The organism is Pseudomonas cistanchae, from assembly GCF_054483635.1.
In genome coordinates this window covers 543,817-558,406 of the sequence record NZ_JBTLWN010000002.1, presented here as the reverse complement: position 1 = coordinate 558,406, position 14,590 = coordinate 543,817, and the positions used below count along the sequence as shown (strand labels likewise).

14 protein-coding genes are annotated in these 14,590 nt (G+C 64.6%); 3 read left to right on the top strand and 11 right to left on the bottom strand.

Annotation, left to right across the window (positions count from 1 at the left end; all coding sequences use genetic code 11):
* The first annotated feature begins 24 nt into the window (after positions 1–24).
* Both argR and ACX0MV_RS09455 read left to right on the top strand, forming a co-directional pair.
* The gene (argR, locus tag ACX0MV_RS09460) at positions 25–1,005 is read left to right on the top strand and encodes a transcriptional regulator ArgR (RefSeq protein WP_458982239.1); all 981 of its coding nucleotides are present in this window, start codon (positions 25–27) and stop codon (positions 1,003–1,005) included.
* A gap of 218 nt (positions 1,006–1,223) precedes the next feature.
* Positions 1,224–1,961, top strand: a complete 738-nt coding sequence (locus ACX0MV_RS09455) for a substrate-binding periplasmic protein (protein ID WP_458982238.1) — start codon at positions 1,224–1,226, stop codon at positions 1,959–1,961.
* 9 nt (positions 1,962–1,970) lie between these two features.
* Here ACX0MV_RS09455 and ACX0MV_RS09450 read toward each other — a convergent pair whose 3' ends face one another.
* Genes ACX0MV_RS09450 through coxB form a run of 4 tightly spaced genes read right to left on the bottom strand, consistent with a single transcriptional unit; the run spans position 1,971 to position 6,545 of the window.
* Positions 1,971–2,783: a cytochrome c oxidase assembly protein gene (locus ACX0MV_RS09450; RefSeq protein ID WP_458982351.1), complete on the bottom strand. Its 813-nt coding sequence runs from the start codon at positions 2,781–2,783 to the stop codon at positions 1,971–1,973.
* Positions 2,783–3,136, bottom strand: a complete 354-nt coding sequence (locus ACX0MV_RS09445; protein ID WP_458982237.1) for a hypothetical protein — start codon at positions 3,134–3,136, stop codon at positions 2,783–2,785. The genes ACX0MV_RS09450 and ACX0MV_RS09445 overlap by 1 nt, the downstream gene beginning before the upstream one ends.
* Positions 3,136–5,658, bottom strand: a complete 2,523-nt coding sequence (gene ctaD / locus ACX0MV_RS09440) for a cytochrome c oxidase subunit I (RefSeq protein ID WP_458982236.1) — start codon at positions 5,656–5,658, stop codon at positions 3,136–3,138. The genes ACX0MV_RS09445 and ctaD overlap by 1 nt, the downstream gene beginning before the upstream one ends.
* Entirely contained in the window at positions 5,655–6,545 is an 891-nt protein-coding gene (gene coxB, locus ACX0MV_RS09435; RefSeq protein ID WP_458982350.1) for a cytochrome c oxidase subunit II, read from the bottom strand. The genes ctaD and coxB overlap by 4 nt, the downstream gene beginning before the upstream one ends.
* 144 nt (positions 6,546–6,689) lie before the next feature.
* Here coxB and ACX0MV_RS09430 point away from each other — a divergent pair, with 144 nt between their 5' ends.
* Positions 6,690–7,151: a DUF2231 domain-containing protein gene (locus ACX0MV_RS09430; protein WP_458982235.1), complete on the top strand. Its 462-nt coding sequence runs from the start codon at positions 6,690–6,692 to the stop codon at positions 7,149–7,151.
* 56 nt (positions 7,152–7,207) lie between these two features.
* Here the strand turns inward: ACX0MV_RS09430 and ACX0MV_RS09425 are convergent, their stop codons facing one another.
* From ACX0MV_RS09425 to hyi, 7 genes are all read right to left on the bottom strand, one after another.
* Entirely contained in the window at positions 7,208–7,624 is a 417-nt protein-coding gene (locus ACX0MV_RS09425) for a CopD family protein (protein ID WP_458982234.1), read from the bottom strand.
* Positions 7,625–7,936: 312 nt separating this feature from the next.
* On the bottom strand, positions 7,937–8,791 hold the full coding sequence (locus tag ACX0MV_RS09420) for an ion transporter (protein WP_458982233.1): 855 nt from the start codon (positions 8,789–8,791) through the stop codon (positions 7,937–7,939).
* A 57-nt stretch (positions 8,792–8,848) separates the two neighbouring features.
* Positions 8,849–9,775 (bottom strand): urea transporter, encoded by a 927-nt coding sequence (locus ACX0MV_RS09415; protein ID WP_458982232.1) that lies wholly within the window; start codon positions 9,773–9,775, stop codon positions 8,849–8,851.
* Between the two features lie 108 nt (positions 9,776–9,883).
* The gene (pyk, locus tag ACX0MV_RS09410) at positions 9,884–11,299 is read right to left on the bottom strand and encodes a pyruvate kinase (protein WP_458982231.1); all 1,416 of its coding nucleotides are present in this window, start codon (positions 11,297–11,299) and stop codon (positions 9,884–9,886) included.
* A complete protein-coding gene (locus ACX0MV_RS09405; RefSeq protein WP_458982230.1) occupies positions 11,296–12,582 on the bottom strand; it encodes a glycerate kinase type-2 family protein in 1,287 nt (428 codons plus the stop codon). The genes pyk and ACX0MV_RS09405 overlap by 4 nt, the downstream gene beginning before the upstream one ends.
* Before the next feature lie 258 nt (positions 12,583–12,840).
* Entirely contained in the window at positions 12,841–13,731 is an 891-nt protein-coding gene (locus ACX0MV_RS09400) for a 2-hydroxy-3-oxopropionate reductase (protein ID WP_458982229.1), read from the bottom strand.
* A 13-nt stretch (positions 13,732–13,744) separates the two neighbouring features.
* Positions 13,745–14,527 carry a hydroxypyruvate isomerase gene (gene hyi, locus ACX0MV_RS09395; RefSeq protein WP_458982228.1) on the bottom strand — a complete coding sequence of 261 codons (783 nt, stop codon included), beginning with the start codon at positions 14,525–14,527 and terminating at the stop codon, positions 13,745–13,747.
* Positions 14,528–14,590: the final 63 nt, after the last annotated feature.

Here is a 14,590-nt window from a genome sequence, read left to right as displayed (position 1 = left end):
TCGACAGAGCCTAGACTCCCCCACATGAATGCCCACCGAATCGGCTTCCTGCTTTGGCCCAACAGCAAACCCCTGACCGTTGCACTGGCAGAGGAAGCCCTGGTCGTCGCTCAACGCGTGCATCCCGAGGTGGTTTACGAGGTCACCTTCCTCCAGGCGGAAGCGCCGGTCGAAGGTAGCTGGCGTCTGCCGGGGGAGTCCTGGGTGGGCAAGCTTGAGGGCTATCAAAAGCTGTTTCTGATCGCCGACGAGCCGCCGGCGATGGTTCCGGCCGCACTGGCCAGCGCACTCAAGCATTTGGTGCGTGCCGGCTGCGTGTTTGGCGGCATTTCTGCCGGCGTCTATCCGCTGGCGCAACTGGGCCTGCTCGACGGCTACCGCGCTTCGGTGCACTGGCGCTGGCAGGACGACTTCACCGAGCGCTTCCCCAAAGTCATCGCCACCAGTCACTTGTTCGACTGGGACCGTGATCGCCTGACCGCCTGTGGCGGCATGGCGGTCATGGACCTGTTGCTGGCACTGCTCGCCCGCGACCACGGCGCCGAACTCGCCGGTGCGGTGTCCGAGGAGTTGGTGGTCGAGCGCATTCGCGAAGGCGGCGAGCGTCAGCGCATCCCGCTGCAGAACCGCCTGGGTTCGAGCCATCCGAAATTGACCCAGGCCGTGCTGCTCATGGAAGCGAACATTGAAGAGCCGCTGACCACCGACGAAATCGCCCAGCACGTGTGCGTATCCCGCCGCCAGCTGGAACGCATCTTCAAGCAATACCTCAACCGCGTGCCGAGCCAGTACTACCTCGAACTGCGCTTGAACAAGGCTCGCCAGCTATTGATGCAGACCAGCAAATCGATCATCCAGATCGGCCTCTCCTGCGGATTTTCCTCCGGCCCGCACTTCTCCAGCGCCTACCGCAACTTCTTCGGCGCCACGCCGCGGGAAGACCGCAACCAGCGCCGCAGCAACAGCCCCTTCGAACTGACCTCGGCACCGGTCGAGCGCGGATAGGCTTATTTGCCATCGCTAACAACTTTCGTTCCTACGCGGCAGTTTTCTACGCTGTACCCCCGGCCGGACGTGATTGCGATCATGTCCGGCCCTTCGCGTTTTGCGCTTTGCAGGTCGGAACGGGACTCACCCATTTGCGCTTGTCGTAAGGGCACTCACGGGTCTTTTGTGGGGCTATGCTTGAGTCACCCGGTCGATATGCGTGGGTCCGAGCCGCTATGACTATTCTGCGTTTCTTGCTTGTGTTAGCACTGGGCTGTGCGCCGCTGGCGGTTCTGGCCGAGCCGGTGATTGCCGTCGACAACGCCAACCCGCCTTTCATGTACCGCAAGGACGGCCGTCCCCATGGGCTCTATCCGGTGCTGCTAGACGCCGTGTTCAAACGCGCCGAAATCGATGTGGTGATTCGCACCATGCCCTGGAAGCGTGCCCTGAGAAGTGGCGAGAACGGTAAGGTAGGAATCGGCGGCATCTACAAGAATGCCCAGCGCCTGGAGATATTCGATTATTCGCGGCCGCTGTTCGACGAGAAACTGCTCGTCTACGTGCCCGACGACAAGGTATTCGTGTTCAACGATATCGCCGATCTGTACGGCAAGAAGGTCGGCGTGATCCGCGGCTGGAGCTACACCGAGGCGCTCGACCAGGCGATCAGCGATGGCCGGATCGAGGCGCTGGAAAACAGCTCGGATGAGGCGAACTTCAAGATGCTTGCCTCCGGCCGGCTGGATGCGGTGATCGCGATCGAGCTGGCGGGGCAGAAGCTGATCAAGCAATTGCGGCTGAACGATACCGTCGCGCTGTCGCGGCCGCTGAGCATCAACCCGACTTACCTGGTGTTCGCCAAGAAGGCCAAGCAGCAGGCGCTGCTGCGCCAGTTCGACGAGACGCTGAAAGCGATGGAGGCCGATGGCTCCCTCGATGCGCTGGTGCAGCAAGTCATCGGCGAACCGTAAAGCTCAGCGTCAGCCATCCTCGTGCAGTTGTGGCGCAACACCTTGGCGGCGCCAGATGCGTTTCAGCCAACGCCAGGTGATCCAGCCCGCGCCCGCCAGGTACACCAGCCCGCCCGGTACCCACATCAACAGGCCGGCCAGTTGCTGGTCCGCCAACTCCCGCGATGCGCCGTAGAACGATCGGTTGCCGAAGGTCAGCAACGCACCGAGCAGGCCGGTGTGCATCAGTGTCAGCAGCATCGCCATCAGCGCGTGCGGCACCTGGGGCGGGGTGGCGCGCAGGCAGGCCCACCAGAACAACCAGGCGCTGAGCAGAAAGCAGGCATGCTCGACCACATGCCACCAGACGTTTTCCAGTGCGAGCAGGTAGAGACTCGGCGTGTGCCAGATCCAGATCAGCGCGCCATGCAGCAGCGCCAGGGGCACCGGGTGCCGACCGCTGCGCAATATGCCGCGCCACAGCGGTTGCAGTGCCGGCCCGCAGGCGGCGCGCCATTGCGGCAGCGGTCGCGCCAACGCCCAGAGCGGCGCGATCACCACCATGAACAGCATGTGCTGGAGCATGTGCCAGCTGGTGCTGGTTTCGGCCCATTCGTCGAAGGGGCCGAATACCGCCAGTACCGCTATCGCCATCGCCGTATGCAGCCAGAGCGCTTCTCGCCCATGGGGGCGGACCTTGCGGGCGCCTGCGATGTACAGCAGCCAGGCGGCAGCGATCAGAATGGCGCTAAGGATGAGCGGTACGCGCTCTTCAAAATGACCACCCAACAGGCCATGGGCCGAAGCCGCGGGGGCGACTGACAGGAGCGCCAGCGTGGCGATCACACGCACGGCGGCAGGGCCAGGACGGGCAGGGTGATGAACAAGGTCGCCACTGCCGCCACCGCATGGGTGCCGGCGCTGAGCAGGGCAACGAAGCGCTCGCGCGGGCGCAACGTCAACAGCTGCCCGGCACGCCAACACCACCAGGCCAGTGCCCCCAGTACCAGCAGGGTCAGCAGCGAGAAAAGCACGAGCAGGCCGTTGATCCAGGTCCAGGCGCCATGTTGCGGTTCTGGCGGCGCCAGCGAGCAGGCGACGGACAAGCCACCGTAAATAGCGACGAACCAGAGGCTCCAGAGCACCAGGCCAAGTGCGATATGAACCGGATGGTAAGGCGACAGCAGCGCTTTCATCAGCTGCCTCCCCAGGTCGGCGGGAACAGCACCAGGGCAAAATAGCTGCTCCAGAGTACGCCGAGGTTGTAGTACCAGAGCTGGCCTACCACCAGCGGCTCATACGGCGACTTGGCACTGACGTAGCCATAACTGACGCGCCAGCTCTGCAATGCGCTGAGCACTGTGGCCAGGGTGCAATGCACCAGGTTATAGACCAGCAGCACGCCGATCACCGCGTCGTGCGCGGTGGCGCGCGGGTTCAGCTCGCTGTCGAGCAACGCCCACAGCAGCAGGCCGGACAATACCGCGCCAATGGCGGCCACTATTGCCATGTGGCCGCCCAGGCTGCGGTCGTCGCTGCGGCGCAGGCGTTGCACCGCCCGCCGCTGCCACAGGGTGGCGATGCTCAGCAGCACCGCGCTGGCGAGCAGCAACCAGTGGTTGAACACCGGGTGCTCCGGCACCTGCCAATTCGGTGCGACCGTCCACAGGTAGAACCAGCCAAACAGCAGTGCCAGATAGAGCGCCCCGTTCGCCAGCAAGGTCACGCCCATGCCCCACAGGCCGGGGCCGTCGAACGTGCGCGAATGCAGCGGCGGTTCATGGGGCTGGGTGCGCGCGTCAGGCGCTGCGTTGGCGTGCGCGCCGTTCTCCCAACTCCAGCGCAGCAGCACCAGGATCGAGGCGACCGTGGCAATCGCTGCCAGCCAGTAGGTCTTGGTCAGCAGGCTGATGCACACCACGGCGATGCACAGGGAGGCGATCAGCGGCAGCCAGCTGTTGCCGGGCAGGTGAATGATCTCGCGGACCTTGCCGGTCAGCGGGTCGGTGCCCCAGGTTTCCCGGCGGCCATGATCGATCACCGTCAGCGCATGCTCGCCGCGGGCGATGCTGTTGGGCAGGTCCGGGTCCTCCCATAACGGATGGCGCGTGTGGATCGCCGGCAGGCTGACGAAGTTGTATGCGCTCGGCGGCAGGCAGGTGGCCCACTCCAGGGTATCGGCGTTCCACGGGTTGGTCTTGGCCGGCTGGCCGAAGCGGAAGTGCAGGAGGATATCCAGCAGGATGGTGGCGATACCGATGGCCATGATGAAGCTGCCCACCGACGAAATCAGGTTGGGCATGTCCCAGCCGAGGCCCGTCTGGTAGGTGTAGATGCGCCGCGGCATGCCGATCAGGCCGGTCCAGTGCATGATCAGGAAGGTGATGTTGAAACCGATGAACACCAGCCAGAACCCCCACTTGCCCAGACGCACCGAGGGCATTCGTCCGGAGAAGTGCGGCAGCCAGTAATAGATGCCCGCCATCATCGGGAAGAACATCCCGCCGACCAGCACGTAGTGCATATGGGCGACCACGAAGTGGGTGTCGTGCACCTGCCAGTCGAAGGGCACGAGGGCCAGCATCACCCCAGTCAACCCGCCGCAGACGAACACGATCAGAAAGCCCACCAGCCACAGCATCGGCACGTGGTACACCGGCTTGCCCAGCCACAGCGTCGCCAGCCAGGCGAACACCTGCACCCCGGTAGGAATCGCCACCAGCATGCTCGCGGCGGAAAAGAATGCCTGGGCCAGCTGCGGAATGCCGACCGTGAACATGTGATGGACCCACAGGCCGAAGCTGATGAAGCCGGTGGTCAGCACGCCGAGCACCACCCAGCGGTAGCCCACCAAGGGACGCTGGGCGAACACCGGCAGCAGGGTCGAGACGATGCCTGCCGCGGGCAGGAAGATGATGTACACCTCGGGATGGCCGAACAGCCAGAACAGGTGCTGCCAAAGGATCGGGTCGCCGCCGCGGGTGATGTCGAAGAACGGCATGCCCGCAGCGCGTTCGAGCTCCAGCAGGATCGAGCCGAGGATCAGCGGCGGAAAGCCGACCACGATCATCATCGCCATCACCAGGATGTACCAGGCGTAGATCGGCATCTTGTGCAGCGCCATGCCGCTGGCGCGGGTGCGCAGGATCGACACCACCAGCTCGACCCCGGCGCTGACCGCGGAGATCTCGACGAAGGTGATGCCGAGCAGCCAGAAGTCGGAGTTCGGTCCCGGCGTGTGCACGGCGCTGGACAGCGGCGTGTACATGAACCAGCCAGCCTTGGGCGCGATATCGAGGAACAGGCTCGACACCAGAATGATGCCGCCGAACAGGTAGCAGTAATAGCCGAGGGCGGACAGCCGCGGGAATACCAGATCGCGGGCGCCGATCATCTTGGGAATCAGGTAGACCGCCAGGCCTTCCATCATCGGTACCGCGAACAGGAACATCATCACCGTGCCGTGCATGGTGAAGACCTGGTTGTAGACGTCCGGCTCCATGAACTCGTGGCTCGGCAGCGCCAGCTGGGTGCGGATCAGCATGGCCAGCAGCCCGCCGAGCAGGAAGAACACCGCCCCGGTGACCATGAAGCGCAAGCCGATGGTGGTGTGGTTGACGATCGTCAGCGCACGCCAGCCGCGCGGGTTGCCCCACACCGCGTTGAAATCGTCATGCAACTGATCCGGATCGGTTGCGGGTGTGTGTCGGTTGCTCACGGGGCGAGGGTCTCCAGCCAGCTAGCGATGGCGTCCAGGTGCTCGGGGTCGATGTCGTCATGCAGCGGCATGGCGTTGCCAGGCTTGAGTTTCTGGTGGTTGCGCAGCCACTTGAGGATCGCGCCGCGGTCGTTGACCAGCACGCCGCTGCCCAGGGTCGGCCGCGAACCAAGGTCGGTAAGGTCCGGGGCGCGCTGGCCTTCGCTAATGCCAGCAACCCGATGGCAGGCGCCGCAGCGTTCGACGAACGTGGTACCGGCGGGCCCCGCCAATGCCTCGATCTGCGGAGCCTGGCGGGCAGCGAGCCAGGCGGCGAAATCCGCTTCGGCGTGGGCCTCCACATGCAGGATCATGTGGCTGTGCTGGGTGCCGCAGAATTCCGAACACTGGCCGCGGTGCATGCCGGGCTCGTCGGCCTGCAGGCGAATTTCGTTGTGGCGGCCGGGGATCATGTCGATCTTGCCGCCCAGGCGCGGCACCCAGAACGAGTGGATCACGTCGGCGCTGCTGACGCGCAGGTCCACCGGCCGACCCGCGGGGATGTGCAGCTGGTTGGCGGTGACCACGCCGCTGTCCGGGTAGCGCACTTCCCACCACCACTGGTGGCCGATGATTTCGATGCGCAACGGCTGCTCGCCGATCAATGGCAGCGGCAGCATGCGATGGCCGATGGGAATGCCGAAGATCAGCAACAACACGATGCTCACGGTCGGCAGGATGATCCCGCCGCCGATTATCCAGCGCCGATTGATGCGCGCAGCCTGCTCGGGCGTGGTATCGCGCGGCGTGCGGCGCATCGCATAGATCCACAGCGCGCTGACCACCACCAGCACCAGGGTGGCGAACCCGCACATCACCCACCACAGCAGGGCCACCTCGCGCGCCATGGGCCCGGCCGGGTCCAGCGCCGACTGCGGCCCGCCGCAGGCAGAAAGAAAAGGAACTGCCAGCGCCAGAATGGTCAATTGCACAGAGCCGCCGCTGCGTTTGCGGCGCGGCGTTGCATCAGTCCCATTACCGAGGAAGCCCGGATGGCCCAGGACCACGAATCCATCGTCAGCCGCGCGGCCATTGCCGGCCACCCGTTGCACCCGATGATGATCCACTTTCCGGTGGCAGCCTTGCTTGGCTTGGTCGGCAGCGACTTCGCCTACTTCTGGACCGGTGACCAGTTCTGGGTGCGCGCCAGTCTCTGGCTGGCCGGCATCGGCTCCCTGGGCGGCTGGGTGGCGAGCCTCGCCGGCCTGGTTGATCTGCTTTCGGTGGAACGCATCCGCCTGAAGATCACCGCCTGGTGTCACGCCATCATCGCCGTGATGATGCTGTCGCTGGCCTCGCTGAACTGGCTGCTGCGCTACCAGGGACCGGAGCAGGGCATGGAGCGCTGGTGCTTTTACTTGTCGTTGCTGACCGCCGGGCTGATCGGCCTCGCCGCATACCTGGGCGGGCGGCTGGTTTACGAACAAGCGGTCGGCGTGGACCTGGACGTCTGAGCCAGACCGGGCGGCGCTGAGGTGGCGAACTTTCATGGGCAGCGTCGATTTCCTTGTCAGAACGAGGGCTTGGCGAGAACCAGCCAGAGCGTGGCGGTGATCAACGCAACCGTGAGCACGCTGATCAGCACGCATTGGCGGGTCAGGGAGCGTTCCGGGTAGCGTTCGATGCGCAGGACCAGCACCCCGCACAGGGCGTGGCACATCACCATGCCCGCGACCGCCGTGAGCTTGACGATCAGCCAGGGATCGAAAATCAGGTCGCGCATGAACAGTGCGGTGCCGGAACCAATGGCCACCAGCGCCGAGGGCGTGGCGATCAGCGTGAAGACCATGCGGGTCAGGTGGGCGTGGTCGCGGTAGAACAGTGTTTCGCTGCTGCGGGTACCCGCGGCAATCAGGGCCGGCAGGTAAAGCAGGGTGCCGCACCAGCAGATCAGCGCGGTGAAATGCAGCAGTTTCAGTAGAGGCATGCGCGCTCTCCATGGCCGGCACGCATGCGCACCGAAGTTCCTGGGCCAGGGCCCGTCCTCAGTGTGTGACTGCCGAATCGCCGCTGGGGTTCGACCGCTTTTTTGCCGGGGTTGGGGTAAGGCGAGGGCGTTTGCGAGGTGAGGGCGGCAGAACGGGTTGCATCCGAGCCACGCAGCGAGCGTCGGGTGGACATTGCGAAGCGTTGTCCGCCAATGACGGCGCAGACGGCGGACAAGCCTTCGGCATGTTCGCCCTACATTTCGCCGATCTTGCAGATAAACCTAGGTTCTGACCTGCTGTACGCGTAAGCGTCAGGACGGCGCTTTGTCATCTGCCGGTGCTGGCTTGGCCGCGAACAGCGCACGGCCACAGCGGTTGCAGAACGCTGCAGCGACTTCATGGGGGCTTTTATTGCAGTTGGGGCAGGCGTGGCTGGTTTGCCCTTCGCTGCGCATGGCGTTGGCCAGCTCTGCGGTGAAGATGCCGGTGGGTACCGCGATGATCGAATAGCCGGTGATCATCACCAGGGTCGACACCAGCTGGCCCAGTGGGGTACTGGGCACCATATCGCCGTAGCCGACCGTGGTCAGCGTCACCACTGCCCAGTAGATGCTTTTCGGGATGCTGGTAAAGCCGTGCTGCGGGCCCTCGATCACGTACATCAAGGTGCCGTAGACCACCACCATGGTGCTGACACTGAGCAGGAAGACCACGATCTTCTGCTTGCTGCCACGCAGCGCCACCAGCAGGAAATTCGCCTGACTGAGGTAAGGGGTGAGCTTGAGCACGCGGAAGATGCGCAGCATGCGGATCACCCGCACGATCAGCAGATAACCCGCCTCGGGGAACAACAGCGCAAGAAATGCGGGCAACACCGCGAGCAGGTCGATAAGGCCGTAGAAGCTGAAGGCATAGCGCAGCGGTTTTGGCGCGCAATACAGGCGTACCAGGTATTCGACGGCGAACAGCAGGGTGAAGCCCCACTCCAAGATGTTCAGCAGCTCGCCGTACTGGCTGTTCACGCTGCTTACGCTTTCCAGCATCACCACTATCAGGCTGGCCATGATCACCAGCAGCAGGTAGCGATCGAAGCGCTGGCCGGCCGGAGTGTTGGTGTAGAAGATGATGATGTAGAGGCGTTCGCGCCAGCTGGCTGGGTTATCCATATGGCTCTGGGGTTCCTGTTCTGCGAGGTGGGCGCAACGGCCCGTTTGCCCGACAGCCTAGGAAGTTTTGCCGCACGGACGCAAGCGCTTGTGCGCCTGCGCCGCGCCCGGCGCGCACTGAGCGGCGGCGTGCACCAGCAGGGTATGGCTGGCTTTGACCAGCCAACAGGCGAGGATAAAGGGCATGGTCAGTGCCGGCAGGCCGACGGCGGCGAAACCTGGCTGCAACAGCACCGCCAGGCTGGCACCGAGCAGTGGTGCCCAGGGCTTGCGGTAGGTCTGGCTCAAAGCGATGGCGGCCAATACCGCGTTGTAGCCATACAGGCCAAGCGCCGCCTGTGGGCTGGAGCCGTACTGATGCAGTGCCAGTAACAACCCGAGCGCCGAGCCAAGAATCGCCCAGCACGCCGCGCGGCGATCGGCGAGCAGCAGGCCGAGCGCCACGCACAGGCCAGGCAGCGGGCCGGGCAGAAACACCACCTGGCCCAGCCCGCTCAGCGTCGCGCTCAGCAAGCCGATTCCGTCCAGACCACTCGACAGCGCAGCGGTTGGCGCTGATAGCGGCGCCAGCCAGTACGCCAGCAGCCAGCTCGACAGCACGAAGGGTGTAGTGAAAGCTGGCAGCCACTGATGGCTGCGCATTCGCTGCATCCAGCAGCCCACCAACGGCGTCGAAAGGCCCGCGGTGCTGGCGACCAGCAGCGGCGTCCAGGCCGTCCAGCCAAACCACGCCGGCATCAGCAATCCCAGCAGGATGCCGTTGTAGCTATACAGCCCGGCCGCGATGTCGTCATCGACATAACCGCAGCACCGGGCAACGCCAATCGCGGCCAGGCCGCCGAGCAGACCGCCGGCCAGCAGTGACGGCGCGCCGAGCGCGATGGCCAGCAGCACCAGCAACCCGCAACCGCGATGGCGTTGCAGGAATATCTGGCTGACGCCGTTCAGCAGCGCGGTAAGCGTCGGCAACGAGGGCAACCGCATGCAACTGATCCTGAATAAAAATAGACGCCCACTAGGGGTTTAGTGGACGCCCAAACGCTGGGCACCGGCTGCGTGATGCAGCCGGCCCCGGTTATCGGTTGCACACGGTCAGTGCAGCATTTCGATGCGCAGGCTGTTGGTGCTGCCGGACTGGCCGAGCGGTACGCCGGCGGTAATCACCAGGGTATCGCCGCGTTTGGCCATACCCTGGTCCTGGGCGATCTGCACGGCGGTGCTGGTGATTTCCTCGACCTTGGTCAGCGGCGCATTGATCACTGAATAGACGCCCCAGGCCACGCTCAGGCCGCGCGCAGTGCGCAGGCTCGGCGTCAGGCTGAGGATCGGCGCTTTCGGCCGTTCACGCGATGCGCGCAGGCTGGAGGCGCCGGACTCGGTGTAGTTGACCAGCACCGCCACCGGCAGGATCGAGCTGATGCGGCGAATCGCGCAGCTGATCGCGTCGGACGCGGTGGCTTCGGCCTGCGGGCGGCTGACGTTCAGCTGCGCCTGGAAGTCCGGGCCGTTTTCCACCTGACGGATGATCTTGCTCATCATCTGCACGGCTTCCAGCGGGTAGTCGCCCGAGGCCGTCTCGGCCGACAGCATTACCGCGTCGGCGCCTTCGGCCACGGCGTTGGCCACGTCGGTAACCTCGGCGCGGGTCGGTGCCGGGGAGAAGCGCATGGATTCGAGCATCTGCGTCGCCACCACCACCGGCCGGCCCAGCTGGCGGCAGGTGCGGATGATGTCCTTCTGGATGCGCGGCACGTTTTCCGCCGGCACTTCTACGCCCAGGTCGCCACGAGCGACCATGATCGCGTCGCACAGGCGGGCGATTTCTTCCAGGTGCTGCAACGCCGAAGGCTTCTCGATCTTGGCCATCAGCAAGGCCTTGCCCTGGATCAGTTCGCGCGCCTCAATGATGTCCTCAGGGCGCTGGACGAACGACAGCGCCACCCAATCCACGCCCAGCTCCAGGCCGAAGCTCAGGTCGCGGCGATCCTTCTCCGTCAGCGGCGACAGTTGCAGTACCGCTTCTGGCACGTTGACGCCCTTGCGGTCGGACAGCTCGCCGCCCGCGATCACCTCCGTGATCACCGCGTCCGCCTGCTTGCTGAGCACTTGCAGGCGCAGGCGACCATCGTCGAGCAAGAGGCTCATGCCGGGCTGCAGCGCTTCGATGATTTCCGGGTGCGGCAGGTTGACCCGCTGCGCATCGCCCGGCGTGCTGTCCAGGTCCAGACGCAGCTGCTGGCCACGCTGCAGGTTGACCTTGCCCTCGGCAAAACGGCCGACTCGCAGTTTCGGCCCTTGCAGGTCCGTGAGGATGCCGATCGGGGTGTTCAGCTGCTTTTCCACTTCACGCACCCAGGTGTAGCGCTGGGCGTGGTCGGCATGCTCGCCGTGGCTGAAATTGAGGCGGAACAGGTTGACCCCAGCCTCGACCAACTGGCGAATGTCATCGACGGTTTTGATCGCCGGGCCGAGGGTGGCGAGAATCTTCACTTTCTTGTCAGGGGTCATTTGGCAGAACCTTCGAGAATCAAAATGGCGCGGAAATCGTTGACGTTGGTACGGGTCGGGCCGGTGACGATCAAGTCGTCCAGCGCCGCGAAGTAGCCATAGCCGTTGTTGTTGTCCAGCTCGTCGCTGCTGCTCAGGCCCTTGGCGCTGGCGCGGGCATAGCTGTCCGGGGTCATCAGAGCGCCGGCGTTGTCTTCCGAGCCGTCGATGCCATCGGTGTCGCCGGCCAGGGCATAAACGCCCGCCAGGCCCTTGAGGCTGTCGGTCAGGCTCAGCAGGAACTCGGCGTTGCGCCCGCCGCGGCCGTTGCCGCGTACGGTGACCGTGGTTTCGCCGCCGGAGAGGATCACGCAGGGTGGTTTGATCGGCTGACCGTGCAGCACGACCTGCCGAGCGATGCCGGCGTGGACCTTGGCCACTTCCCGGGATTCGCCTTCCAGGTCGCCGAGGATCAACGTGGCGAAGCCGGCCGCTTCAGCCTTGTCGGCCGCGGCCTGCAGCGACTGCTGCGGCGTGGCGATCAACTGGAAATGGCTGCGGGTCAGGCAGGGGTCGCCCGGCTTGACCGTTTCCGAGGCGGGGTTCTGCAGCCAGGCGCGTACGTTGGCCGGCGTCTCGATCTGGTAGCGGGCGAGGATCGCCAGGGCCTGAGCAGAGGTAGTGGGGTCCGCGACGGTCGGACCGGAGGCGATCACCGTGGCCTCGTCGCCCGGTACGTCGGAGATCGCGTAGGTGTAGACGCTGGCCGGCCAGCTGGCCTTGGCCAGGCGGCCGCCCTTGATCGCCGACAGGTGCTTGCGCACGCAATTCATTTCGCCAATGGTCGCGCCGGATTTCAGCAACGCCTTGTTGACCGCCTGCTTGTCCTTGAGGCTGATGCCTTCGGCGGGCAGGGCGAGCAGCGACGAACCGCCGCCCGAGAGCAGAAAGATCACCCGGTCGCTTTCGCTCAGGTTGCTGACCAGCTCCAGCACGCGGCGGGCGACCCGCTCGCCGGCGTCGTCCGGCACCGGATGGGCGGCTTCGACTACTTCGATCTTCTGGCAGTTGGCGCCGTGTTCGTAACGGGTTACCACCAGGCCGGAGACGTCGCCTTGCCATTCCTGCTCGATCACTTCGGCCATGGCCGCAGCAGCCTTGCCGGCACCGATGACGATGACCCGGCCGCTGCGATCGGCCGGCAGGTAATCGGCCAGCACCTGGCGCGGATGGGCGGCGTCGATGGCGCTGGCGAACAGTTCGCGCAGCAGAGACGTTGGGTCGAAAGACGGCTCGATGGACATGGTGATCTCTCTTGGTCTGGATCAACTTCGATTCTAGTGCGCAGCATCCTGAGACAGGACGCTGCGCACTAGAATCGACCCACCCGGCCTGCAGGCCGTGACACCGCCTGCCGGGCAGATCGAAAGGGTTCCATGCCGGGGCATGGAGCGTGATGCTTGGTGCTTGTTGCGCACCCTCGGGTTGAGCGTGATTGGTGGTGCGCGCGGCGCACCCTACGGTATTGCGATCCGTAGGGTGCGCCATGCACACCGCGGTAATTACTCGCCGCGGATGTTGAAGTTGGCCATGTGCTCCAGGCCCTTGATCAGCGCCGAGTGGTCCCAGTTGCTGCCACCGATGGCCGCGCAGGTGCTGAACACCTGCTGGGCATTGGCGGTGTTGGGCAGGTTGAGGCCCAGCTCCTTGGCGCCAGCGAGGGCCAGATTGAGGTCCTTCTGGTGCAGGCTGATGCGGAAGCCAGGATCGAAGGTGCCCTTGATCATGCGCTCGCCGTGCACTTCGAGAATCTTCGAGCCGGCGAAGCCGCCCATCAGCGCTTCACGCACCTTGGCTGGATCGGCGCCATTCTTGGCGGCGAACAGCAGCGCTTCGGCCACTGCCTGGATGTTCAGCGCAACGATGATCTGGTTGGCCACCTTGGCCGTCTGTCCGTCACCGTTACCGCCGACGCGGGTGATGTTCTTGCCCATCGCCTGGAACAGCGGCAGCGCGCGTTCGAAGGCATTCGGGCAGCCGCCGATCATGATCGACAGGGTCGCCGCTTTGGCACCGACTTCACCACCAGACACCGGGGCGTCCAGGTAGGCAGCACCGGTCGCCTTGATCTTCTCGGCAAAGACCTTGGTGGCGGTAGGGGAGATCGAGCTCATGTCGATGACGACTTTGCCGGCGCCAACGCCTTCGGCGACGCCGTCCTTGCGGAACAGCACGTCTTCAACCTGTGGGGTATCCGGCACCATGACGATGATGAACTCGGCTTCCTGCGCCACCTCGCGCGGGTTGGCCAGGCCGATGCCGTTGTCGCCGATCAGCTCGGCCGGAGCCTTCTCGAAGTGCTCGGAGAAGAACAGGGTGTGCCCGGCTTTCTGCAGGTTCTGCGCCATGGGCTTGCCCATGATGCCGGTGCCGATAAATCCGATTTTAGCCATGAGTAGAGTCTCCTCAGATTGCGTTGTGCGCTTTCATCCAGCCAAGGCCGGCAGCGGTGGTGGTGGCGGGCTTGTATTCGCAGCCGATCCAGCCCTGGTAGCCGATGCGGTCCAGGTGTGCGAACAGGAAGCGGTAGTTGATCTCGCCGGTGCCCGGCTCGTTGCGGCCCGGGTTGTCAGCGAGTTGCACGTGGTTGATCACGGCCAGGTTGGCTTCGACGGTGCGGGCGAGATCGCCCTCCATGATTTGCATGTGGTAGATGTCGTATTGCAGGTACAGATTGCTGCTACCGACTTTCTCGCGGATATCCAGCGCCTGCTGGGTGGTGTTCAGGTAGAAGCCGGGAATGTCGCGGGTGTTGATCATTTCCATGACCAGCTTGATGCCGGCGGCTTCGAGTTTGCCGGCGGCAAACTTGAGGTTGTCGACGAAGGTTTGCTCGACGGTCGCGCAATCCAGGCCCTGCGGGCGGATACCGGCCAGGCAGTTGATCTGGGTGTTGCCCAGAATCTTGGCGTAAGCGATGGCGGTGTCGACCCCGGCGCGAAATTCCTCGACCCGGTCCGGGTGGCAGGCGATACCGCGTTCACCCTTGGCCCAGTCGCCGGCGGGCAGGTTGAACAGCACCTGCTCGAGCTTGTTGAGTTGCAGGCGAGCCTTGATGTCCTCGGCCGCGAAGTCGTAGGGGAACAGGTACTCGACACCAGTGAAGCCTGCGTCGGCAGCGGCGGCGAAGCGGTCCATGAAATCCACTTCGGTGAACAGCATGGACAGGTTGGCGGCAAAACGGGGCATAAAGCATTCCTCGGTTGCGTAAAGAAGTGGGCGTTGTGGTGCGCATGGCACACACTACGTAGG

Excerpts from the sequence above, each read along its gene's own strand:
- argR (WP_458982239.1), top strand. The coding sequence starts at position 25 with ATGAATGCCCACCGAATCGGCTTCCTGCTTTGGCCCAACAGCAAACCC.
- ACX0MV_RS09455 (WP_458982238.1), top strand. The coding sequence starts at position 1,224 with ATGACTATTCTGCGTTTCTTGCTTGTGTTAGCACTGGGCTGTGCGCCG.
- ACX0MV_RS09445 (WP_458982237.1), bottom strand. The coding sequence starts at position 3,136 with ATGAAAGCGCTGCTGTCGCCTTACCATCCGGTTCATATCGCACTTGGC.
- coxB (WP_458982350.1), bottom strand. The coding sequence starts at position 6,545 with ATGGCGCGCGAGGTGGCCCTGCTGTGGTGGGTGATGTGCGGGTTCGCC.
- ACX0MV_RS09430 (WP_458982235.1), top strand. The coding sequence starts at position 6,690 with ATGGCCCAGGACCACGAATCCATCGTCAGCCGCGCGGCCATTGCCGGC.
- ACX0MV_RS09425 (WP_458982234.1), bottom strand. The coding sequence starts at position 7,624 with ATGCCTCTACTGAAACTGCTGCATTTCACCGCGCTGATCTGCTGGTGC.
- ACX0MV_RS09420 (WP_458982233.1), bottom strand. The coding sequence starts at position 8,791 with ATGGATAACCCAGCCAGCTGGCGCGAACGCCTCTACATCATCATCTTC.
- ACX0MV_RS09415 (WP_458982232.1), bottom strand. The coding sequence starts at position 9,775 with ATGCGGTTGCCCTCGTTGCCGACGCTTACCGCGCTGCTGAACGGCGTC.
- pyk (WP_458982231.1), bottom strand. The coding sequence starts at position 11,299 with ATGACCCCTGACAAGAAAGTGAAGATTCTCGCCACCCTCGGCCCGGCG.
- ACX0MV_RS09405 (WP_458982230.1), bottom strand. The coding sequence starts at position 12,582 with ATGTCCATCGAGCCGTCTTTCGACCCAACGTCTCTGCTGCGCGAACTG.
- ACX0MV_RS09400 (WP_458982229.1), bottom strand. The coding sequence starts at position 13,731 with ATGGCTAAAATCGGATTTATCGGCACCGGCATCATGGGCAAGCCCATG.
- hyi (WP_458982228.1), bottom strand. The coding sequence starts at position 14,527 with ATGCCCCGTTTTGCCGCCAACCTGTCCATGCTGTTCACCGAAGTGGAT.